This window comes from Aeromonas oralensis (genome assembly GCF_049665575.1).
In the GTDB taxonomy this organism is placed as follows: domain Bacteria; phylum Pseudomonadota; class Gammaproteobacteria; order Enterobacterales; family Aeromonadaceae; genus Aeromonas; species Aeromonas hydrophila.
Window position 1 is genome coordinate 1056689 of the sequence record NZ_CP187186.1, and the last position, 21340, is coordinate 1078028.

The following is a 21340-nucleotide window of genomic DNA, read 5'->3' on the forward strand; positions in this document are numbered from 1 at the left end:
ACGCAGAGCGCCCCTTGCCAATCGGCAAGGGGCGCTCCGTCATTGCGAGAGGGCAATTTACTCAGGGCATGAACGAGGGGGGCAACACCATGGGGCCGGCCACCGCACAGGCAGCCTCGTCACCGCGCAGCACCCGTACCAGCTCGAGGGCGAACTCGATGGCGGTGCCCGGCCCCTGGCTGGTGATCAGGCGATGGGCCTGATCGGTTACCACCCGCGCCGTACTGAGCTGCGCCGCAGGGAGGCGGTCCTGAAAACCGGGATGGCAGGTGGCACTGGCATCCCCCAGCAGAGCATGGTGTTGCAGCACCACGGCGGGGGCGGCGCAGATGGCTGCCCGCCAGCGCTGCGTCGACGCCTGCTGCTTGAGCAGGGCGATGGCGCGCGGCGTATCGCGGATGATCTCGCTGCCGGGCAGGCCGCCCGGTACTACGATGGCCTCGAACACCTGGTCAGCCAACTCGTCGAGGTGGCAATCCGCCACCAGCTGCACCCCGCGGGAGGCGCGGATCTGGCGCTGCCCGGCGGGGCAGCAGGAGGCCAGCACTACCTCGATGGCCCCGCGCACCAGGGTATCGACGATGGCGACTGTCTCGATCTCTTCCGACCCGGGGGCCACCAGTACCAGTACGCTCATCTTTTGCTCCTTGCGTTGGCGAGCCCGCCGGGCTCACTGCTTCTCTTTGATGGCCTGATAGAGACCCTGATTGACCGGCACCGCGATGCCGTGGCAGGCAGCCCGGGCCAGCAGGAAGCCGGTGATGGCCTCGATCTCGGTCTCGCGCCCCTGCTCCATGTCCTGATACATGGAAGAGTAATTGTCGGCGGTGAGCTCCACCACCGTCATGACCCGGCGCAGCAGTTCGTCGCTGTCGGTGGGCTGGCCTTCGGCCTGCATCACGTCCGCCACTTCCACGCAGATCTGCTGCAGGGCATCGGCAAAGCGCGGGCCGGCCAGCTCGCCATTCTTGAGCTTGTAGAGTGCGGTGAGCGGGTTGATGGCGCAGTTGACCGCCAGCTTCTGCCACTGGCGCGCCTGGATCTGTTCATCCCAGCCGGCCTGGCCGAGGGCCACCGCCAGATCGTCAGCCAGGGCGGCGTGGGCTCTGGCCGCCTCGTTGACCGGGCCGAGCCAGGTTTCGCCCTTGCCGGTGTGGCGGAACACGAAGTGGCCGCTCTGCATGGCGCCATGGCTGGTGACGCCGGCGATGATCGGATTGTGCGGGAACAGGGTGACTACCTGCTCGGCGATCCCCATGCCGTTGTGCAGCAGCACGATGGGCACGTCGGTCGCCAGCTGGCCCACCAGCGGTGTCAGTGCCTCGATGACCTGGCCGGCCTTGGTCATCACCAGCAGCCGTTTGACTTGGCCGGGCTGGCTGATGAAACCGCGCTCGATGTTGATGAGCTGGGTGTGGCCCTCCAGCGAGGTGAAGTCGATGCCGGGGTGCAGGGTGGCGCGGTGGCGCTCGCGCAGCAAGACGCGAGTGGCCTGGCCGCTTTGAGTCAACAGGGAGGCGAAGACGCCGCCCAGGGCGCCGCAGCCCAGCAGTGTCCATTGGGGGGAGGAGGTGTGTCGACTTTGTGTCAGGTTGTAATCGCGTGATCCGCTTGGCATGGAGAGACTCAATCAAGGTAGGGGCTGCATTCCAGTCAACCGCCTGCCGGGGATAAGTGAAGATGTCGCCTGGCGGACACCAGAAACGAGTTCATCATCTTGCTACGAGGTCGTGATCAAGGCTTGTATGAGACTTGCTTATAGGCAACCGTCAGCTGATATATTCATATACACGCCGGTTCCTGCGCAGCACTTTACCTTCTGGACGACCTCTCGCGGCAGATCTTGAACAGGTTCTAACGGGTCTCGCCATTCCTGTGCGCAGGGGATTCTAGCAGAGCAGCCCCATCGAAATCAGCAAATTTGCCGTAATTCTGGTAGATTTGCCCCCTTATAGCGCAACATGAGGAGCCCACTATGCCGTCATTCGATATTGTCTCTGAAGTCAAAATGAACGAGGTGTTGAACGCCGTCGACAACGCCAATCGTGAACTGGCGACCCGTTTCGATTTTCGTGGTGTCGAAGCCAGCTTCGAATTGAACAAGGAAGAGGTCAAGCTGGAGGCCGATGCCGATTTCCAGCTCAAGCAGATGGTCGAGATCCTGCGCGCTGCCCTGCTCAAGCGCAACATCGAGAACAGCTCCATGGACGTGGGCGACAGCGTTCACTCCGGCAAGCGCTTCCACCTGACAGTGAAGTTCAAGCAGGGGATCGACAAGGAAGTCGCCAAGAAGCTGGTGAAGCTGATCAAGGATTCCAAGATCAAGGTGCAGGCAGCCATTCAGGGTGACGAAGTGCGCGTCACCGGCAAGAAGCGCGACGACCTGCAGGAGACCATGGCCCTGGTGCGTGGCGCCGAGCTGGGTCAGCCGATGCAGTTCCAGAATTTCCGCGATTGATGATGGCCGGGGGAGGGCACGGCTCTCCCCTGTTGCCGGCAGCAAGCCATAAAAAAACCGGAGCAGCTGCTCCGGTTTTTTGTATCTCTGATACCCGTTCGATTAGAACTTGTAGGTAACGGAGAAGTAGTGGCCGAAACCAGTGGTCTTCAGACCGTAGGAACCGTTCTGGATGCCGTAGATGTCGTTGAAGTACTTCAGACCGTAACCGACGGCGTAGCGGTCGGAGTGCCAGTACAGGCCGTTGAACATAGCGGTACCGTCGGTGGAAGTGTCCTTGGCATCAAACAGGTGATCCAGGTAACCCTGATAGGCTACGAAGCTGCCGTTGGAGAAGGTGTAGAAAGGCTTGAACCAGTTCATGGAGAACTGATAGCCGTTCCAGCCTTGTTCGCCACCGCCTTCATTAACGTGACGTGCGTACAGGTTCATGCCCATTTTGCCGAACCAGGGCACCATGACGTCCGCACCCAGACCGGTCATGGCTTCGAACAGGCCATCCGGACCACCTACGTTGACCAGGTTAGCGATGTAGACCTCTTGCACCGGACCAAAGGAGAGATCTTTGCCGGTCATGGCATCGATGGAGATACGCGGAGCAAATTTGATGAACAGGTTATCTTGGTTGTGCTTGTCGTCGTGACGGTTCTGGAAGATGTCGAAGACGTCGACGTAACCATACAGATCAAAGATACCGGAACGGCCACCAAACTCCATTTCGAAGTAGGTATCGTTGTAGCCACCTTCAGCATCCTTGTAAGGCATCTGGTCGATGGTGTGCATGACGTTGAACTGCATCCACTTGTAGTCATTCTTGTGGATGTCACCGCTGTAGTCAGCAGCGAAGGCCGGGGTAGCGGCGGCAGCCAGCAGACCGGCAGCGATCAGAGTCTTGGTAAATTTGGCCATTTTATTGGTCTCTTGTGCGTTAGTTGAGGTTTTCCGTAGCCTGCCCACAAGGAGCGGAAGGGATTCTAGCCAAATAAATTCATCGGAGAAACCAGCATCGGGGAACTTTATTCGGAAGTGTGAATCTAATCACCCCCAATTTTACGCAAACGCTTGCTATTTATCCGATTCCGATAGCAAGTGTCTTCCTCGTTTGGCAACCAGCACGATCAGGATCAGCACCGGAATACCGAGCAGGCTGGTGCTGATGAAGAAGCTGCTGTAGCCGAACTGTTCGACGAAACGACCGGAAAAACCCGCCAGCAGCTTGGGCAGCAGCAGCATGACCGAGCTGAACAGGGCGTACTGGGTGGCGGAGAAGGCCACGTTGGTCAGGCTCGACAGATAGGTCACGAAGGCGGCCGTGGCAATACCGGCGCTGAGGTTGTCCAGCGAGATGATCAGGGTCAGCAGCTCCAGGTTGTGGCCCACCTCGTTGAGCAGGGCGAACAGCAGGTTGGTGCTGGCGGTGAGCAGGGCGCCGAGGAACAGAATGCGCAGGGTGCCAAAGCGCATCACCAGCACACCGCCCAATGCGGCCCCCACCAGGGTCATGATGACCCCGTACACCTTGGTGATGGTGGCTACCTCGGTCTTGCTGAACTGCATGTCCACGTAGAAGCTGTTGGACATCACCCCCATCACCACGTCCGAGATGCGATAACAGGCGATGAGCCCGAGGATCAGCAGGGCCGAGCCGCCGTAGCGGCGGAAGAAGTCGGCAAACGGACACCAGATGGCTTCGTGGCTCCAGGCGCCTAGCCCGGCCAGCGAAACGGGCCAGCCACGGGCGAGCAACAAGGCCTTGTGGGCCGCCTGCTGCTCATTCTGGCTGGCAAGGTCGATCACCGGTTCATGACAACAGAGGGTGGTGATGACGCCGAGGGACATCAATCCCGCCATCAGCAGATAGGTGAGTCGCCAGCCGTTGTAGTCATAACCGCTGTTGCTGCCGAGCCAGGCGGCCAGCGCCAATGCGCCGGCGCCGGCCATGATCATCGCCAGCCGGTAACCGGTCATGTAGGAGGCCGCCATGGCCGCCTGCAGCCGCTCGGGGGCCGACTCGATGCGATAGGCGTCGATGACGATGTCCTGGGTGGCGGAGGCAAACGCTACCAGCAGGGCGAACAGGGCGAGCTGGGCGAGCTGGGTTTTGGGATCGCAGAAGGCCATGCCCACCAGCGAGGCGGCGATCAGCAACTGGGAGAACAGCATCCAGCTGCGGCGCCGGCCCAACCAGCGAGAGAGCAGTGGGAGCGGCAGCCGATCCACCAGCGGTGACCACAGCCACTTGAAGCCGTAGGCCAGCGCCACCCAGCTCATGTAGCCGATGTCGGTCAGGCTGACATCCGCTTCGCGCAGCCAGAACGACAGGGTGCCGAACACCAGCAGCAGCGGCAGGCCGGAAGAGAATCCCATGGCAAACAGGATGAGAACCCGAGTCTCAAGGTAGACGGCGAGCGAGTCTCGCCAGCTCGGTGTACGGACAGTGTTCAAATACCTGACTCCTCTGGGAAAATTGCGCCATTTTGTCAGGTTCGAGAAGGATAGCCAAGGCAAGCCGGGGGTGGCGTTGTGCGATTCAGGGGCGCAGACCGATGCAGTGGCGCGGCAGCGGCCCGTCCGTGGTCAGGTAATTGGCGCACTCCATCAGCTGCAGGCGCAGCCAGACGTCGGCGATGATCTGCTGTTCATCCCATTGATGCAGGCTGTGCAGCAGGTGCCAGAATACCCCCTCCTGCTCGGAGGCGGGGGCCTTGTCGGCGGGAACCTGGGGCAGATCCTGCCAGTGGGACAACAGCTGCCAGCTCAGATCTTCCAGCTGTTGATAGGGGATCTCTCGTGCCAGAAAGTGACGAACCGTCTGGGCCAGCGGGATGGCGTGCTGGGCGATGTAATCATTGCAGGTCACCGGAACCTCCTTCTCCTCTATGTGGGCCTAGTCCCGAACAGCGGGGCAAGGCCAGAGTATAGAAAGGGGCGCCGGCGACCCAGCGCGCGGGGTGGTGGAATGTGATCCGCTCCGCGTTATTTGTCTGCCAGCAGCACCACTTTCTTCAGGATGATGGGGCTGGTGGGAACGTCATTGGCACGCAGGATCGGGCTGTAACCGGTCTGCACCTGGGCCAGCTTGTCCAGCACCTCCATGCCCTGCACCACCTGGCCAAACACGGTATAACCGGCGCCGGCATTGGCGTTGAGGTTGTTGTTGTCGACCAGGTTGAAGTAGAACTGGCGAGTGGCACTGTCGACCGCCTGGGTGCGGGCCATGGCGATGCTGCCGCGCTTGTTGGGCAGGCCGCCCTTGGACTCGTTGACCACGGGATCGAAGGTCGGCAGTTGCTGGAACTGCTGGTTGTAGCCGCCCCCTGCACCACGAAGTCCTGGATCACCCGGTGGAAGATGCTGCCGTCATAGCTGCCATCCGCCACGTAGCGCAGGAAGTTCTTCACCGTCTGCGGCGCCTGTTTGGAGGCCAGCTCCACCACGATATTGCCGTGGTTGGTCTCCATCCTGACCTTGGGGCCGGCGAACGCCAGCGGGGCGATCAGCATGGCCAGTAACCAGAGTTTTTTCATCTATCCGCTCCTCGCTCAGCTCGGCTGACCCTTGAGATAACCGCGCAGGGCGTTGTCCGCCATGATCTGCTGCAGCAGGCTGCCCAACTGCTGGTTCAGGATGGATTCCAGCTCGGCCATACTCGGCTCACCCGGGCCTTCCTTGCTGGAGGACATGTTGAACTGCTTGGTCAGCTTGCTGCCCTGGAAATCGGCGATCACCTGCAGGCTGACGCGGGACTTGGTGACATAGGTGAAGGTCTTCTCTTCCACCGTGACCGCAGCGCTGGAGATGGCGAGGGTCAGGTTGGTGGTACCGCTGTTGCCCACTTCCAGCCCCTGGCTGCGCAACCCTTCTGCCAGCTTTTCGGCCAGCAGGTTGTTGAGCGGCTGTTCGCTGTTGACCAGCACGGCAGCCTTCTCTTTCTTCTTGATGGAGAAGACGTAGGCGGCTTCACGCTTGTCCACCCCTTCCAGGGTGATGCGGTTGCCGGAGTAGTACTGCTGATTGGAGGGGATCACCTGCGGGTTGAGCAGGGCGGTCTCCGGCCAGTGAGTCGCACAACCACCCAGCATCAGGGCGGCCAGCAGCAAGAGTGACTTTTTCATCATGGGTTTCCTTTAGCTTTCTGTTTAGCGTTTGATGGCTTTCAAAATAACGAATTTGCTGTTCGACGCAACGACTTGTGCGTTTGCAAACAGGCGCTTGAGCTTGTTGTGATAATCCAGGTGACGGTTGCCTACTATCCAGAGTTCGCCGCCCTTGGGCAACACCCGATGGGCATCGCTGAACATCTGCCAGGCGATATGATCGGTGATCGCCTGCAACTGGTGGAACGGCGGGTTGCAGAGGATCCGGTCGACCGAGCCGACCGCCACGCCGTCGAGACAGTTGTTGACCAAGAAGTGGGCACGGGGCAGGGCAGCCGGCAGATTGTGTTCGACGTTGAGCCGGGCCGAGGCGACCGCCATGTGGGACTCGTCGATGAAGGTCACCTCCACCTCGGCGTCCCGCGCCAGCAGGGAGAGCCCCAGCACGCCGTTGCCGCAACCCAGATCGATCACCTTGCGGGCGCTGTGGATCGGCAAGTTGTCCAGCATGAAGCGGGCGCCGATGTCTAGGCTGGTGCGTGAAAACACGTTGGCGTGGTTGTGGATGAGCATGTCGGTGCCCTCCAGCTGCCAGACCGTGGGAAAGGGATTGGCCAGCGCAGGCCGTTCGGCAGGCGTAGCCGCCGGGGTGCAGTGAATCAGGCGGGCCTTCTTCCAGGCCAGCGAGGTGCGGGTCGGCCCCAGGTATTTTTCAAACAGCGCCAGAGTGGAGCTGTGAATGTCTTTGGCCTTGCCGGCGGCGATGACGCGGGTAGCGGGGGTGGCCACCTGGCGCAGGGCCAGCAGTTGCTGCTCCAGCAGTGCCTGATACTTGGAGACCTTGATCACCACCAGCGCGGGGGCATCGGGCAGGGGGGTAAGTGCATCCTGCAGGTGGATGGCATGGGGATCCAGGCCGTTCTCGGCCAGATTGGCCAGGGTGGCCCGCTCGCTGATATGAGAGTCGGTCACGCTGACGGGAGCATGGCCGTGCAGATAGGCGGCCAGCGCGCCGAAGCCGTCATTCATGATGATGACCGGGCCGTCGCGCTCGAGAGGATCTTCGGCCAGGGTGTTGATCAGGTACTCGTCTGCGGCGTCCCAGGCCTGCAACGGATCCTGGAGCTGGCGTGGATAGCGATACAGGGTCAGGCGACAATGGGCCGTGTCGAGAAGGGTTTGCATAGGCGAAGTGTCCAGCTGATTCATGTAACGGGCGCCGACGGGGCGCAAAGTGGCGCTATTCTAGCGGGGGCGGAGAATTTCACCAGTCCCGGCCGCTGCGGCAGAACGGGAAAAGCGTGCCATTTTCCCGTTCTGGGTGATTTCGTCATACGGCTAACCCTGGCTACAATGGCCGGACATCCACTTTGGGAGTTTTGCTCGTGACCATGCAACAACAGATCGAGGCCAAGCTGGCCGCCGCCTTGTCCCCCAGCCATCTGGAAGTGATCAACGAAAGCTACATGCACCGGGTGGCACCGGGCTCCGAGAGCCACTTCAAGGTGGTGGTGGTAAGCCAGGCGTTCGAAGGACAGCGGCTGCTGGGTCGTCATCGTCAGGTCAACGGGGTGCTGGCCGAAGAGTTGGCGGGGGCCATTCATGCATTGGCGCTGCATACCTATACCGAGCAGGAGTGGCAACAGCGGGAACAGGCTCCGACCACCCCCAGTTGCGTCAGCAAAAACGGCCTCTCCTAAGGCTATTGACGAATTGATTACTCAATCTGCGACCAGTTAACAATTCATAAACGTTTTTCGGTGGCGTCCCGGGCTGTGGAACGGGACGTCAACCTCCCGCCGTGACATCAAGATTTCTAATCTTTTTTTGAACATAAATTCATTACCTATTTTTAGGTAATAATGGCTAACTCGAAGTCGTGCCTGAGGTTTCGTGAAAAAAAACCGCATGATTAAATTTCGATGATTTTGTGATAGAGCGGGGATTTTCCCCATTTTGCATGGCAGGCAACTCGCCATAAGTGGTAAACTCAGGCGCTTTTGAATGACTCTGTATGTTGCTGATTTGTTTGTTTCTTCGACATCATCCAGCAACATCAACGGGCTCATTCAACAACTCGTCGTGATGTATTTCTCGGCGCTAACCAACCTGTCTTCCCTTAACGGTAGTGCAAGTGAGTATGATTACAATTAAAAGAGGACTGGACATCCCCGTGCTGGGTGCTCCGGAGCAAGTAATCTACGATGGCCCGGCCATCACCCGTGTTGCTACACTCGGCGAAGAGTTCGTGGGGATGCGTCCTACTATGTTTGTCAAAGTAGGTGATCGCGTCATTAAAGGTCAGGAGCTCTTCGAAGATAAGAAGAATCCCGGCGTTAAATTCACGGCCCCCGCCACCGGTGTGGTTTCAGAGATCAACCGGGGTGCCAAGCGCATTCTGCAATCCGTTGTCATCGATATCGATGGGTCCGACGAGCAGGTGACCTTCGAGCACTTTGCGTCTGCCGAGCTGGCCAAGCTCGAGCGCAGCAAGGTGCAGGAGATCCTGGTCGCATCCGGCCAATGGACCGCGTTGCGTACCCGCCCGTTCAGCAAGGTGCCGGCCGTGGGTTCCACCCCTCGCGCCATCTTCGTCACCGCCATGGACACCAACCCGCTGGCTGCCAGTGCGGAGCTGATCATCAAGGAACAGGCCCAGGCCTTCCTCGACGGTCTGGCCGTGCTGACTCGTCTGACCGATGGCACCGTCTACGTCTGCAAGGGCGAGGCGAGCCTGCCGCACGCTTCCCTGGCGCAAGTCAAGGAAGAGGTGTTCGTCGGCCCGCACCCTGCCGGTCTGCCCGGTACCCACATCCACTTCCTGGACCCGGTCGGTGCCAAGAAGGTGCAGTGGCACATCAACTATCAGGATGTGATCGCCTACGGCAAGCTGTTCACCACCGGTCAGATTTTTACCGACAAGGTGATCGCGCTGGCCGGCCCGAACGTGGTCAAGCCGCGTCTGCTGCGCACCCGCATGGGCGCCTGCATCAGCCAGCTGACCAACAACGAGCTGCGTGCGGACGAGAATCGCATCATCTCCGGTTCCCTGCTGAGCGGTGCCAAGGCCGAAGGGGTACATGACTACCTGGGTCGCTACCACAATCAGGTCAGCGTACTGGGTGAAGGTCGCGAGAAAGAGTTCCTGGGTTGGGTCAATCCCAGCGCCAGCAAGTTCTCCATCACCCGTACCACCCTCTCTCACCTGATGAAGGGCAAACTCATCAACTTCACTACCACCACCAACGGTAGTGACCGCTCCATGGTGCCTATCGGCAACTATGAGCGGGTGATGCCGCTCGACATCCTGCCGACCCTGCTGCTGCGGGATCTGGTCTCCGGCGACACCGACAATGCGCAAGCACTCGGCTGTCTGGAACTGGATGAGGAAGATCTGGCGCTCTGTACCTTCGTCTGCCCCGGCAAGACCGAGTACGGCCCAGTCTTGCGTGAGTGCCTGACCAAGATCGAACTGGAAGGTTAAGCGATGAGTTTCAAGCAACTTCTTGAAAATATGGAACATCACTTCGAGCCGGGTGGCAAGTACGCCAAGTACTATGCCCTGTTCGAAGCGGCGTACACCCTGTTTTATACCCCGGGTTCCGTGACCCGAAATGCTGCCCACGTCCGTGATGCAATCGATCTGAAGCGCATGATGATCATGGTGTGGCTGGCCGTGTTCCCGGCCATGTTCTGGGGCATGTACAACGTCGGCAACCAATCCATCGCCGCCATCGCCCATCTGGGCACGGCTGCCGGTGCCGACACCTGGCAATACACCATCGCCACCCTGCTGGGTGCTTCGCTGGATCCGGCCGTCGCCGGCATCGGCAGCAAGATGCTGATCGGTGCTGCCCACTTCCTGCCCATCTACCTGACCGTGTTCCTGGTCGGTGGTTTCTGGGAAGTGCTGTTTGCCATGGTGCGCAAGCACGAGATCAACGAAGGCTTCTTCGTGACCTCCATCCTGTTCGCGCTGATCGTGCCGCCCGAGCTGCCCCTGTGGCAAGCTGCCCTGGGTATCACCTTCGGTGTGGTGCTGGCCAAGGAAGTGTTCGGTGGTACCGGCAAGAACTTCCTGAACCCGGCGCTGGCGGGTCGTGCATTCCTGTTCTTCGCCTATCCGGGCCAGATCTCCGGTGATGCAGTCTGGGTTGCCGTCGATGGCTACTCGGGTGCTACCGCACTGAGCCAGTGGGCCCAGGGCGGCCAGATGGCGCTGATCAACGGTGCTACCGGCCAGACCATCAGCTGGATGGACGCCTTCCTTGGCAACCTGCCCGGTTCCATCGGTGAAGTCTCCACTCTGATGATCCTCATCGGTGCAGCCATGATCGTCTACATGCGGATCGCCTCCTGGCGCATCATCGCCGGTGTGATGATCGGCATGGTAGCGACCTCTCTGCTGTTCAACGTCATCGGTTCCGATACCAACCCCATGTTCAACATGCCGTGGCACTGGCATCTGGTGCTGGGCGGCTTCGCCTTTGGTATGGCCTTCATGGCGACCGATCCGGTCTCCGCTGCCTTCACCAACAAGGGCAAGTGGTGGTATGGCGCCCTGATCGGGGTGATGGTGGTGCTGATCCGGGTGGTGAACCCCGCCTTCCCGGAAGGCATGATGCTGGCCATTCTGTTTGCCAACCTGTTTGCCCCCTTGTTTGACCATTTCGTGGCGCAGGCGAACATCAAGCGGAGGATCGCTCGTGGCGTTTAATAAAGACTCTACTGTCGGCACCCTCACCATAGTGACCGGTCTGTGCCTGGTCTGCTCCATCGTGGTCTCCGTGGCCGCCGTGGGACTGCGTCCTGCCCAGCTGGAAAACCGGGCGCTGGACAAGCAAAGCAACATTCTGTCCGTCGCCGGTGTCGACATCAGCAGCGTGGCCAAGCGCGATCTGGCCCAGCTGTACGGTGACAAGATTGAAGCGCGTCTGGTTGATTTGACTACCGGTGAGTTCGTTGACGGCGATGCCGACAACTTCGATACCAAGCTGGCGGCAAAAGACCCGGCCAAGAGCATTCGTCTGGCCCCGGCCGACGACAAGGCCGGCCTGCGTCAAATCTCCAAACTGATCCCGGTGTTCTTCGCGAAAGATGCCGAGGGCAAGGTCGACAACATCATCCTGCCGATCTACGGCCAGGGTCTGTGGTCCACCATGTACGCCTTCGTGGCGGTCGCGGCCGATGGCCAGACCATCAAGGGCATCACCTACTACGACCACGGTGAAACCCCGGGTCTGGGCGGCGAGATTGAAAACCCGGCCTGGCGCGAGCTGTTCGTCGGCAAGAAGCTGTTCGATCAGGATGGCATGCCGGCACTGCGGGTGATCAAGGGTCATGCTCCGGCTGGTTCCGAGCATGAGATCGACGGCCTGTCCGGCGCGACCCTGACCGGTAACGGCGTACAGCATACCTTCGACTTCTGGATGGGTCCCAAGGGCTTCGGTCCTTTCCTGGCCAAGGTTCGTGCAGGAGAAATCAACAATGGCTGACAAGAGCGAAATGAAAAAGTTGCTGTTGACGCCTGTGCTCGGCAACAACCCCATCGCACTGCAGGTGCTGGGGGTCTGTTCCGCGCTGGCCGTTACCAGCCAGATGAAGACGGCGTTCGTGATGACGCTGGCCGTTACCGCGGTCACCGCCTTCTCCAACCTGTTCATCTCCCTGATCCGCAACCAGATCCCGAACAGCGTGCGGATCATCGCCCAGATGGCGGTGATTGCCTCGCTGGTTATCGTGGTTGACCAGGTGCTCAAGGCGTATGCCTACGACATCTCCAAGCAGCTGTCGGTGTTCGTCGGCCTCATCATCACCAACTGTATCGTGATGGGTCGTGCCGAAGCCTATGCCATGAAGAGTGCCCCGCTGCCCTCCTTCCTGGACGGTATCGGCAACGGTCTGGGTTATGGTGCCGTGCTGCTGACCGTGGCCACCGTGCGCGAGATCCTGGGCTCCGGTACCTGGTTTGGCATCGAACTGCTGCCGCTGGTGAACAATGGCGGCTGGTATGTGCCCAACGGCCTGCTGCTGCTGCCGCCGAGTGCGTTCTTCATCATTGGTCTGATCATCTGGGGCGTACGCACCAAGGATCCCAAGCAGGTGGAGGCGAAGGATTAAGGTATGGAACACTATATCAGTCTGTTGATTCGCTCGATCTTCATCGAGAACCTGGCTCTCTCCTTCTTCCTGGGGATGTGTACCTTCCTGGCGGTGTCCAAGAAGGTCAAGACCGCCATGGGCCTGGGGATCGCCGTTATCGTGGTTCAGACCGTGGCCGTCCCGGCCAACAACCTGATCTACAACTACGTCCTCAAGGATGGCGCCCTGGTTTCCGGCCTGGATCTCAGCTTCCTGAGCTTCATCACCTTCATCGGGGTGATCGCGGCACTGGTGCAGATCCTGGAGATGGCGCTGGACAAGTACTTCCCGGCTCTCTACAACGCGCTCGGTATCTTCCTGCCGCTCATCACCGTGAACTGCGCCATCTTCGGTGGCGTCTCCTTCATGGTGCAGCGTGACTACAACTTCGTTGAGTCCGTGGTCTATGGCGTGGGTTCGGGTGCCGGCTGGATGCTTGCCATCGTCGCGATGGCGGGGATCCGCGAGAAGATGAAGTATTCCGATGTTCCGGAAGGCCTGCGCGGCCTCGGCATCACCTTCATCACTGCGGGTCTGATGGCGCTGGGCTTCATGTCCTTCTCTGGTATTTCCCTGTAATCGGAAAGGAAATATAGATGGAAATTATTCTGGGTGTGGTCATGTTCACCGTGATCCTGCTGGCCTTGGTGGCAGTCATTCTGTTCGCCAAGTCCAAGCTGGTGACCGCCGGTGACGTGACAATCAGCATCAACGGCGACCCGGCCAAGGCTGTGACCAGCCCGGCGGGTGGCAAGCTGCTCGGCGTGCTGGCCGGCAGCGGTATCTTCGTCTCCTCCGCCTGCGGCGGCGGCGGCTCCTGTGGTCAGTGCAAGGTACGGGTGAAATCCGGCGGCGGCGATATCCTGCCGACCGAGCTGGATCACATCAGCAAGGGCGAAGCCCGTCACGGCGAGCGTCTGGCCTGTCAGGTCACCGTTCGTTCCGACATGGACATCGAACTGCCGGAAGAGATCTTCGGGGTGAAGAAGTGGGACTGTACCGTCATCTCCAATGACAACAAGGCCACCTTCATCAAGGAGCTCAAGCTGCAGATCCCGGATGGCGAGAGCGTACCGTTTCGCGCCGGTGGTTATATCCAGATCGAAGCGCCGGCTCACCACGTGCAGTACAAGAACTTCGATATTCCCGAGGAGTATCGTGGTGACTGGGATCGCTTCAAGATCTTCGAGCTGGAGTCCAAGGTCAACGAGCCGATCATCCGTGCCTACTCCATGGCGAACTATCCGGAAGAGTTCGGCATCATCATGCTGAACGTGCGGATCGCAACGCCACCGCCGAGCAACTGGACAGCACCTCCCGGCCAGATGTCCTCCTACATCTTCAGCCTGAAGGCTGGCGACAAGGTGACCATCTCCGGTCCGTTCGGCGAGTTCTTCGCCAAGGACACCGATGCCGAGATGGTGTTCATCGGTGGTGGTGCCGGTATGGCGCCGATGCGTTCCCATATCTTCGACCAGCTGCGCCGTCTGAAGACCAAGCGCAAGATGAGCTTCTGGTACGGTGCCCGTTCCAAGCGCGAGATGTTCTATGTCGAAGACTTCGACATGCTGCAGGCCGAGAACGACAACTTCCAGTGGCACGTCGCCCTGTCTGATCCGCAACCGGAAGACAACTGGGACGGCTACACCGGCTTCATCCACAACGTGCTGTTCGAGAACTATCTCAAGAACCACGAGGCGCCGGAAGATTGCGAGTTCTACATGTGCGGACCTCCCGTCATGAACGCTGCCGTCATCAACATGCTGAAAAACCTCGGTGTTGAAGACGAAAACATCCTGCTGGATGACTTTGGTGGTTAATCAATGCACAGTGTTGTAAAGACCTGGCTAGCCTTCGGGCTAGCCTTTTTCTTGACTGGGTGCGGTCAGGAACAAACGGTCCAATCGAAGCCGGAGATCCACATCACCGGCAGCACCATGGGTACCTATTACTCCATCAAGGTGGCGGACAGCGTCATCACGGATCCCGCCAAGTTCCAGGCCGAAGTCGATGTGTTGCTGGAGCGGGTCAACGATCAGATGTCGACCTACCGCCCGGATTCCGAGCTGTCGCGCTTCAACCAGCATCGCGGCTCGACGCCGGTGGTGGTCTCCCGCGATACCGCGCGGGTGGTGACCGAGGCCATTCACATTGGCCGTGAGAGCCGCGGGGCGTTGGATGTCACCGTCGGCCCCTTGGTCAATCTGTGGGGCTTCGGGCCCGATGCGCGCCCGACCAAGACGCCGTCCGACGAGCTGATCACCCAGACTCGCCAGAAGACCGGACTCGGCAACCTGCACGTGATCACCTCGGCCGATGCCGATACCTTACAAAAGGACATCCCGGATCTCTACGTGGATCTCTCCGCCATCGCCAAGGGCTTTGGGGTCGACAAGGTGGCCGAGTATCTGGAGTCCATGGGCTCGCGCAACTATCTGGTGGAGATCGGTGGTGAGCTGCGGATCAACGGCGTCAACGGCAAGGGGCACCCCTGGCGTGTCGCCATCGAGAAGCCCACCGCCAACGCCGGTTCGGTGCAGGAAGTGATCGTGGCCGGTGACAACGGGGTGGCTACCTCGGGCGAGTACCGCAACTATTACGAGCTGGACGGCAAGCGCTTCTCCCACACCATCGATCCCATGACCGGCAAGCCGATCCAGCATCGGATGGTGTCGGTGACCGTCATTCACCCCTCCTGCATGACCGCAGACGGGTTGGCGACCGTGTTCATGGTGCTCGGGCCCGAGAAGAGCCTGGCCTATGCCAAGGAGCGGGGATTGGCTATCTTCGTGATCACCAAGACGGATGATGGTTTCGAGGAGTCCTACTCCGATGCCTTCAAACAGTATCTGGTTAGAAAATAAGGGGCGGTAACATGCAGATTTTTTTGATCACCTTCGGGGTATTTCTGGCGGTAGTGGTGGCCATGGCCATCGGTTACATCTTCCAGAAGAAGACCATCTCCGGCTCCTGTGGCGGGCTTGGCAGCATAGGTATCGAAAAAGAGTGTGATTGCCCGGAACCCTGTGACAACCGCAAGAAGAAGATGGCCAAGGAAGAGGCCCGTCGCAAGATGCTGGCCGAAAACCGGATCATCTGAGCGGACAGGGCGCCGAGTCGTACTCGACCCCGTGCCGGATAACCGACGGGCTGACCTGATGGTCAGCCCGTTTTTTTTGCAAAAGACTCAGTAGTCGTATTGTTGGCAGGCTTTCTTCTTGAACTCGGCCCGCCAGCGTGCCAGCTCCTCCCGGGTGCCCAGCTCGTCACCCTGTTTGATGGCCTGCTCCAGCGCCGCGATGCGGTCATAAAGCCAGCTGCATTCGGCGGTCGGGTCGTCCTTGCTGCTGCCCGGCTGTGCCAGCAGGCAGAGCCCCAATCCCAGCCAAGCTATCTTCAGCTCACCCTCCTTGCGTGATGCGCTAACCAACGGTGCCTTAAGAGTCTATATCTGACCCTCATTTCATGCCGATGGCAGAATTGGCAGCACTGGGTTAGCATAGGCAGGTTACCTGTTTATTCGTACAGTGGTATGCGCAAGATCATTCACATCGACATGGACTGCTTCTATGCCGCGGTAGAGATGCGGGACAACCCGGCGCTGCGCGAGGTGCCGCTGGCCATCGGCGGCTCGGCGGACAGGCGCGGCGTCATCTCGACCTGTAACTATGTGGCGCGCCGCTTCGGGGTGCGCTCCGCCATGCCGAGCGCCCTGGCACGCAAGCTCTGCCCGCCGCTGGTGCTCATCCCCGGCCGGATGGCGGTCTACAAGGAGGTTTCCCGCCAGCTGCGGGCCATCTTCCTGCGCTACACCGAGCAGGTGGAGCCGCTCTCCCTCGATGAGGCCTATCTCGACGTGACGATGAGCCCCTGCTGTGACGGCAGTGCCACCCTGATGGCGGCGGAGATCCGCGCCGCGATCAACACCGAGCTGGGGCTGACCGCCTCGGCCGGGGTGGCGCCGAACAAGTTTCTGGCCAAGCTCGCGTCGGAGCAGCGTAAGCCGGATGGCCTGTTCGTGATCCGCCCGCAGGAGGTGGATGAGTTCGTGCGTCAGCTCCCCCTTGGCAAGTTGCCCGGCATCGGTCGCAAGACTGCGGATCGGCTGGAGTCGCTCGGCCTTTACTCTTGCGAAGATGCCCGCCAGCTCGGCAACGAGGAGCTGATCGCCCGTTTCGGCAAACTCGGAGAGATGCTGGCCGGACGGATCTGGGGCCATGACGAGCAGCCGGTACAGGCCCAGCGGGTGCGCAAGACCATCGGGGTGGAGACCACCCTGGCCAGCGACGTGCTGGATGAGGCTGCCTGCTGGCAGGTGCTGCGCCAGCTCATCCCCGAGCTGGAGCAGCGTTTCTCGGTCAGCCACAGCAAGGAGCTGCTGATGGGGCAGGGGATCAAGCTCAAGTTCGCCGATTTCCAGCAGACCACCGTCTACCGGCGCGGTAGTTACCAGCCGGAGCGGTTTCACGATCTGCTGCACGAAGGCTTGCTGCGGGCACAGGGCAAACCCATTCGGCTATTGGGATTGGTGGTTGGCCTGCCTGCAGCCGGCGAAGTGAACCAACTTGCCCTGGATTTAGCGTGATAAGGTTAAGTTTTTGTTTCTAAAACCGATACACTGATCATATCTGTAAAAAGCTAGGAAATGGTGGCATGAGTTCTCTTTCTGTTCAGGGGCGGATCACCCTGATTGCCGGTTGTTGTTTGTTGGCCAGTGCCGGAGCCTTGGTGGCCTCCTCCCTCTTCAGTGCTGCCAACATGCAGGACCAGGTGCTGACTTCCACCACGGCGGAAGCCCAGAGTGCGGCCGAAAACTGGATGAAGGCGATGGGTTCGGAGCAGGCGGCCAAGGTCACCAGCTATCTGGACGAGGCCTACTTCCGGGCTACCCTGCTGGGTCAGGGGATACTGTTCCAGCGCAAGAATGCGGCCGACAACTTCGGCTCCTCCGAAACGCTGCGTACCGCCGTCAATCAGCAGCTGCACGATGCGGCTGCATCCTCTGACAACCTGCTCGGCGTCTATGCGGTGTTCGAGCCGGATCAGCTCGACGGTGAAGACAGCAATTATCATGGCTCCAGTGCGTTGGGCTCCAACGATCAGGGCCGCTTCTCCACCTATTGGGCGCGGGTCGACGGCAAGATCGAGCCCGAGGTACAAAACGAATCCGTGCTGGCGGATGAGAGCCCGACGGCGGCCGGCGGGGTGGAGAACGAGTGGTATCGCTGCAGCATCCGCAGCAAGGCGCTCTGTCTGCTGGAACCTTACCTCGATGATGTGGGCTCACAGAAGGTATTGATGACCTCGGTGACCGTGCCCCTGCTGGAGCAAGAGAAGCTGCTCGGCATGGTCGGCGTCGATATCTCGCTGACCGCGCTGCAAAGCCTGGTCAAAGAGATGGATCAGGAGCTCTATGAGGGGCAGGGCAAGGTGCTGCTGGTCAGCAGCCAAGGCCGTGTCGCCGGTGTGGACGGCTTTGATGTCACTCTGGGCAGCCCGCTCGGCCAGCAGTATCAGACCCTGGCAGGAGAGCTGCAGGGCTGGCTGGGTCAGGGGCAGATCAGCAGCCGCTGGAGCCCTGATGGTACCCTGCTGCAGACCTTCGTGCCGGTCAAGATGCGGGGCACCGAGCAGAAATGGGGCATCTACATCGAACTGCCGCGCAGCGTGGTACTGGCGTCGGCCCTCCAGCTGCAGGACGATCTCTCCGGTCAGGCCAGTCGCAGCGTGATGACCCAGCTGCTCATCGGCGGCCTCATCTCGGCGGTCGCCCTGATCTGCATCTGGCTGATGGCCCACCAGATAGTGGCCCCCATCCGCGCCGTGGTGGCCCGCCTCAAGGACATTGCCAGCGGCGAGGGGGATCTCACCCAGCGCATCGAGCTGCGTCGTGACGACGAGATTGGCGAGCTGGCCAAGTGGTTCAACAGCTTCTTGAACAAACTGCAGAGCACCATCAGCCAGGTCATCGATACCGTCGCTGGCACCCGGGCCAGCGCCGAACAAGCCGCCAGCGTTGCCGAGCGCACCAGTGCCGGCATGCAGGCCCAGTATCAGGAGGTGGATCTGGTGGCGACCGCGTTCGAGGAGCTGAGCGCTACCGCCCTGCAGGTGGCGGGCAATGCCAACTCGGCGGTGGCCGCGGCCAATCAGGCCGATACGGCGGCGCAGGAGGGCAAGTACGTGGTGGCGGATACCCAGGAGGCGATGCGCAAGCTGATGGCGGTGATCAGCGATGCCAAGCCGGTGGTGGAGCACCTGTCAGACAACAGTGAGAACATCAATGACATCCTGGTGGTGATCCAGGGGATCGCCGAGCAGACCAACCTGCTGGCGCTCAACGCCGCCATCGAGGCGGCGCGGGCCGGTGAGCAGGGCCGTGGTTTTGCGGTGGTGGCAGACGAGGTACGCAATCTGGCGGGTCGCACCCAGAACGCCATCGTCGAGATCCAGACCCTCATCGGCCAGCTGCAGTCTGGCACCGAGGCCGTGGTGAAGGCGATCATGACCGGCCACAGCCAGGCGGATCTGACGCTCACCAAGGTGGATTTGTCGGTGAGCGTGCTGGAGCAGATCATCCACGCGGTGGCGACCATCCATCAGATGAACGAGCAGATTGCCAGGGCGGCGCAGGAACAGAGCGGGGTGGCGGACGAGATCAATCGCAACGTCAGCAACATTCGCGATGTGAGCCACACCATCCGCGCCGAGGCGGCCAGCTCCGCCGAAAACGGTCGCGAGTTGTCGGCGCTGGCCGACAAGCAGCAGCAGCTGGTGGGGCAGTTCAAGGTATAGGGATAAGAAAAAAGGCGCCATCCGACTGGAGGCGCCAAACACATTCAGATGACAGACTGGGTTAAATCGGTCCGATTTAAGCCCCTCTTCCCGCAGAGGAAGAAACACAACACCACAATCGCAGTCCAGTGACTCACAAAAATCACATGTAAACCAACATGGAAGAGAAAAAGTGAGCCATATGACAACGGATTGCGAGGCGAATTATGTTTATTCACTGGTCGACCCGCAACCGACAAATTATAATGCGGCCCATTAGAAAAACTCATCGTCGGCTGGTATCATGTCTCGTCGTTTACCCCCGCTCAATGCACTGAAAGCATTTGAAGCCGCGGCTCGTCATTTAAGCTTCACCCGGGCTGCGGAAGAGCTTTTCGTGACCCAGGCTGCCATCAGTCACCAGATAAAGGCGCTGGAAGAGTACCTAGGCATCAAGTTGTTTCGCCGCAAGAACCGCTCCCTGCTGTTGACCGAGGAGGGGCAGGGTTACTTCCTCGACATCAAGGACATCTTCACCTCCATCTCGGAGGCGACCGACAAGCTGCTGGCGCGCAGCGCCAAGGGGGCGCTCACCGTCTCTTTGCAGCCGAGCTTCGCCATCCAGTGGCTGGTGCCACGGCTGGTCAAGTTCAGCGAGCGCCACCCCGACATCGATGTACGGATCAAGGCGGTGGACATGGACGAGGGCTCGCTCACCGACGATGTGGACGTGGCAATCTATTACGGTCGCGGCAACTGGCCTGGGCTGCGTGCCGACAAGCTGCACACCGAGTATCTGATCCCGGTCTGTTCACCGCTGCTGCTGACCGGTCCCAAGCCGCTGCGCACCCCGGATGACTTGACTCGCCATACCCTGCTGCACGATACCTCGCGCCGCGACTGGAAGGCCTGGTTTCGCCAGCTCGACATCGATGCGCCTAATGTCAATCAGGGGCCCATCTTCAGCCACTCCACCATGGTGATCCAGGCGGCCATTCACGGCCAGGGGGTGGCCCTTGGCCACAGCGTGCTGGCCCAACCAGAAATAGAGGCCGGCCGCCTCATCTGCCCGTTCGAGCAGGTGTTGGTGAGCAAGAACGCCTTCTATCTGGTGTGTCAGGAGCAGCAGTCCGATCAGGGCAAGATAGTGGCCTTCCGCGACTGGATGCTGGAGCTGGTGGAGCAGGAGGAGGCCCGTCGCCGGGCACGATTGGCCGATGCCTGAGGTGATCCGGGAGGGGGCTGTCGATGCCCCCGTTCGCATTCTGCTGGCCCATGGCGCCGGCGCGGGCATGGATCACGCCTTTCTGGCCGAGCTGTCGCGTCTGCTGGCCGGGCCGGACATCGAGGTGGTGCGCTTCAACTTCCCCTACATGAGCAAGCGCGCGCTGGATGGCAAACGCAGACCGCCGGACAGGCAACCCGTGCTGCTGGCGCACTGGCGCCAGATGGCGAAGGAGTTTGCTCATCCTCGGCTGTTTCTGGCCGGCAAGTCGATGGGTGGGCGGATGGCGGCTGAGCTCTATCAGGATGGCGAGGACGAGATGAATGCTGCAGGATTGCTCATTCTCGGGTATCCTTTCCACCCCCGGCCAACCCCGACCGCTGGCGGGGTGACGTGCTCAAGCAGATCAAGACGCCGACCCTGCTGTTGCAGGGGGAGCGCGATACTTTCGGCACCTGTGCCGAACTGGCTGATTTTCCCTTCTCACCCACCGTATCGGTCCATTGGCTGACCGATGGTGATCATGGCTTCAAACCGCGCAAGAGCAGCGGGGTGAGCGAGCAGGAGAACCTGCGGCAGGCGGCCGGGCAGATCAAGAACTTCATCGCGACCATCCCGATGCGAACCTGAGGATGGGAAGCGAAA

The 21340-nt window shown here is 60.4% G+C and carries 21 protein-coding genes and 2 pseudogenes; 14 read left to right on the forward strand and 9 right to left on the reverse strand.

Features of this window, described 5'->3' with window-relative positions:
• Positions 1-61: 61 nt before the first annotated feature.
• Together ACPDZI_RS05205 and ACPDZI_RS05210 are read right to left on the reverse strand one after the other, a co-directional pair.
• Positions 62-637 carry a DJ-1 family glyoxalase III gene (locus tag ACPDZI_RS05205; protein ID WP_438834141.1) on the reverse strand — a complete coding sequence of 192 codons (576 nt, stop codon included), beginning with the start codon at positions 635-637 and terminating at the stop codon, positions 62-64.
• Between the two features lie 33 nt (positions 638-670).
• Positions 671-1618: a ketopantoate reductase family protein gene (locus ACPDZI_RS05210; protein WP_438834142.1), complete on the reverse strand. Its 948-nt coding sequence runs from the start codon at positions 1616-1618 to the stop codon at positions 671-673.
• A gap of 357 nt (positions 1619-1975) precedes the next feature.
• Here ACPDZI_RS05210 and ACPDZI_RS05215 point away from each other — a divergent pair, with 357 nt between their 5' ends.
• Positions 1976-2458, forward strand: a complete 483-nt coding sequence (locus ACPDZI_RS05215) for a YajQ family cyclic di-GMP-binding protein (RefSeq protein WP_011705055.1) — start codon at positions 1976-1978, stop codon at positions 2456-2458.
• Between the two features lie 102 nt (positions 2459-2560).
• Here the strand turns inward: ACPDZI_RS05215 and ACPDZI_RS05220 are convergent, their stop codons facing one another.
• The 6 genes and pseudogenes from ACPDZI_RS05220 to ACPDZI_RS05245 all read right to left on the reverse strand — a co-directional run bounded on the left by ACPDZI_RS05220 (position 2561) and on the right by ACPDZI_RS05245 (position 7740).
• Positions 2561-3367: a nucleoside-specific channel-forming Tsx family protein gene (locus tag ACPDZI_RS05220; protein WP_171282339.1), complete on the reverse strand. Its 807-nt coding sequence runs from the start codon at positions 3365-3367 to the stop codon at positions 2561-2563.
• 156 nt (positions 3368-3523) lie between these two features.
• A complete protein-coding gene (locus tag ACPDZI_RS05225) occupies positions 3524-4903 on the reverse strand; it encodes an AmpG family muropeptide MFS transporter (protein ID WP_073349185.1) in 1380 nt (459 codons plus the stop codon).
• An 85-nt stretch (positions 4904-4988) separates the two neighbouring features.
• Complete coding sequence (locus ACPDZI_RS05230) at positions 4989-5318, reverse strand: hypothetical protein (protein WP_202010944.1); 330 nt, start codon at positions 5316-5318, stop codon at positions 4989-4991.
• Between the two features lie 116 nt (positions 5319-5434).
• Positions 5435-5985: pseudogene (locus ACPDZI_RS05235) on the reverse strand (peptidylprolyl isomerase).
• Between the two features lie 15 nt (positions 5986-6000).
• Positions 6001-6573: a YajG family lipoprotein gene (locus ACPDZI_RS05240; RefSeq protein ID WP_011705058.1), complete on the reverse strand. Its 573-nt coding sequence runs from the start codon at positions 6571-6573 to the stop codon at positions 6001-6003.
• Between the two features lie 24 nt (positions 6574-6597).
• Positions 6598-7740, reverse strand: a complete 1143-nt coding sequence (locus tag ACPDZI_RS05245; protein ID WP_073349189.1) for a methyltransferase — start codon at positions 7738-7740, stop codon at positions 6598-6600.
• A gap of 206 nt (positions 7741-7946) precedes the next feature.
• Between ACPDZI_RS05245 and ACPDZI_RS05250 the strand changes: the two genes are divergently transcribed.
• From ACPDZI_RS05250 to nqrM, 9 genes are all read left to right on the forward strand, one after another.
• Positions 7947-8255 carry a BolA family protein gene (locus tag ACPDZI_RS05250; RefSeq protein WP_011705060.1) on the forward strand — a complete coding sequence of 103 codons (309 nt, stop codon included), beginning with the start codon at positions 7947-7949 and terminating at the stop codon, positions 8253-8255.
• Positions 8256-8695: 440 nt separating this feature from the next.
• The gene (locus tag ACPDZI_RS05255; RefSeq protein WP_011705061.1) at positions 8696-10039 is read left to right on the forward strand and encodes a Na(+)-translocating NADH-quinone reductase subunit A; all 1344 of its coding nucleotides are present in this window, start codon (positions 8696-8698) and stop codon (positions 10037-10039) included.
• A 3-nt stretch (positions 10040-10042) separates the two neighbouring features.
• Entirely contained in the window at positions 10043-11272 is a 1230-nt protein-coding gene (locus ACPDZI_RS05260) for an NADH:ubiquinone reductase (Na(+)-transporting) subunit B (RefSeq protein ID WP_011705062.1), read from the forward strand.
• Positions 11262-12050 (forward strand): Na(+)-translocating NADH-quinone reductase subunit C, encoded by a 789-nt coding sequence (locus ACPDZI_RS05265; protein ID WP_011705063.1) that lies wholly within the window; start codon positions 11262-11264, stop codon positions 12048-12050. The genes ACPDZI_RS05260 and ACPDZI_RS05265 overlap by 11 nt, the downstream gene beginning before the upstream one ends.
• Entirely contained in the window at positions 12043-12675 is a 633-nt protein-coding gene (locus ACPDZI_RS05270) for an NADH:ubiquinone reductase (Na(+)-transporting) subunit D (RefSeq protein ID WP_005303545.1), read from the forward strand. The genes ACPDZI_RS05265 and ACPDZI_RS05270 overlap by 8 nt, the downstream gene beginning before the upstream one ends.
• A gap of 3 nt (positions 12676-12678) precedes the next feature.
• Entirely contained in the window at positions 12679-13275 is a 597-nt protein-coding gene (nqrE, locus tag ACPDZI_RS05275; protein ID WP_005303538.1) for an NADH:ubiquinone reductase (Na(+)-transporting) subunit E, read from the forward strand.
• A gap of 17 nt (positions 13276-13292) precedes the next feature.
• The gene (gene nqrF / locus ACPDZI_RS05280; protein WP_011705064.1) at positions 13293-14516 is read left to right on the forward strand and encodes an NADH:ubiquinone reductase (Na(+)-transporting) subunit F; all 1224 of its coding nucleotides are present in this window, start codon (positions 13293-13295) and stop codon (positions 14514-14516) included.
• Between the two features lie 3 nt (positions 14517-14519).
• Positions 14520-15560 carry an FAD:protein FMN transferase gene (locus ACPDZI_RS05285; protein ID WP_073349191.1) on the forward strand — a complete coding sequence of 347 codons (1041 nt, stop codon included), beginning with the start codon at positions 14520-14522 and terminating at the stop codon, positions 15558-15560.
• A gap of 11 nt (positions 15561-15571) precedes the next feature.
• Positions 15572-15796 carry a (Na+)-NQR maturation NqrM gene (nqrM, locus tag ACPDZI_RS05290; protein ID WP_011705066.1) on the forward strand — a complete coding sequence of 75 codons (225 nt, stop codon included), beginning with the start codon at positions 15572-15574 and terminating at the stop codon, positions 15794-15796.
• Positions 15797-15883: 87 nt separating this feature from the next.
• Here the strand turns inward: nqrM and ACPDZI_RS05295 are convergent, their stop codons facing one another.
• Positions 15884-16096: a hypothetical protein gene (locus tag ACPDZI_RS05295; RefSeq protein ID WP_076361099.1), complete on the reverse strand. Its 213-nt coding sequence runs from the start codon at positions 16094-16096 to the stop codon at positions 15884-15886.
• A gap of 132 nt (positions 16097-16228) precedes the next feature.
• On the opposite strand from ACPDZI_RS05295, the gene dinB reads away from it, so the two are divergent.
• The 4 genes and pseudogenes from dinB (at position 16229) to ACPDZI_RS05315 (ending at position 21325) form a co-directional block, all read left to right on the forward strand.
• On the forward strand, positions 16229-17281 hold the full coding sequence (gene dinB / locus ACPDZI_RS05300; protein WP_187268120.1) for a DNA polymerase IV: 1053 nt from the start codon (positions 16229-16231) through the stop codon (positions 17279-17281).
• Positions 17282-17349: 68 nt separating this feature from the next.
• Positions 17350-19491, forward strand: a complete 2142-nt coding sequence (locus ACPDZI_RS05305; RefSeq protein ID WP_438834143.1) for a methyl-accepting chemotaxis protein — start codon at positions 17350-17352, stop codon at positions 19489-19491.
• A 283-nt stretch (positions 19492-19774) separates the two neighbouring features.
• Positions 19775-20695, forward strand: coding sequence for a transcriptional regulator GcvA (locus ACPDZI_RS05310; protein ID WP_005303519.1), 921 nt, complete (start codon positions 19775-19777; stop codon positions 20693-20695).
• Positions 20688-21325, forward strand: a pseudogene (locus ACPDZI_RS05315) (alpha/beta fold hydrolase). The gene ACPDZI_RS05310 and the pseudogene ACPDZI_RS05315 overlap by 8 nt, the downstream one beginning before the upstream one ends.
• Positions 21326-21340 lie beyond the last annotated feature (15 nt).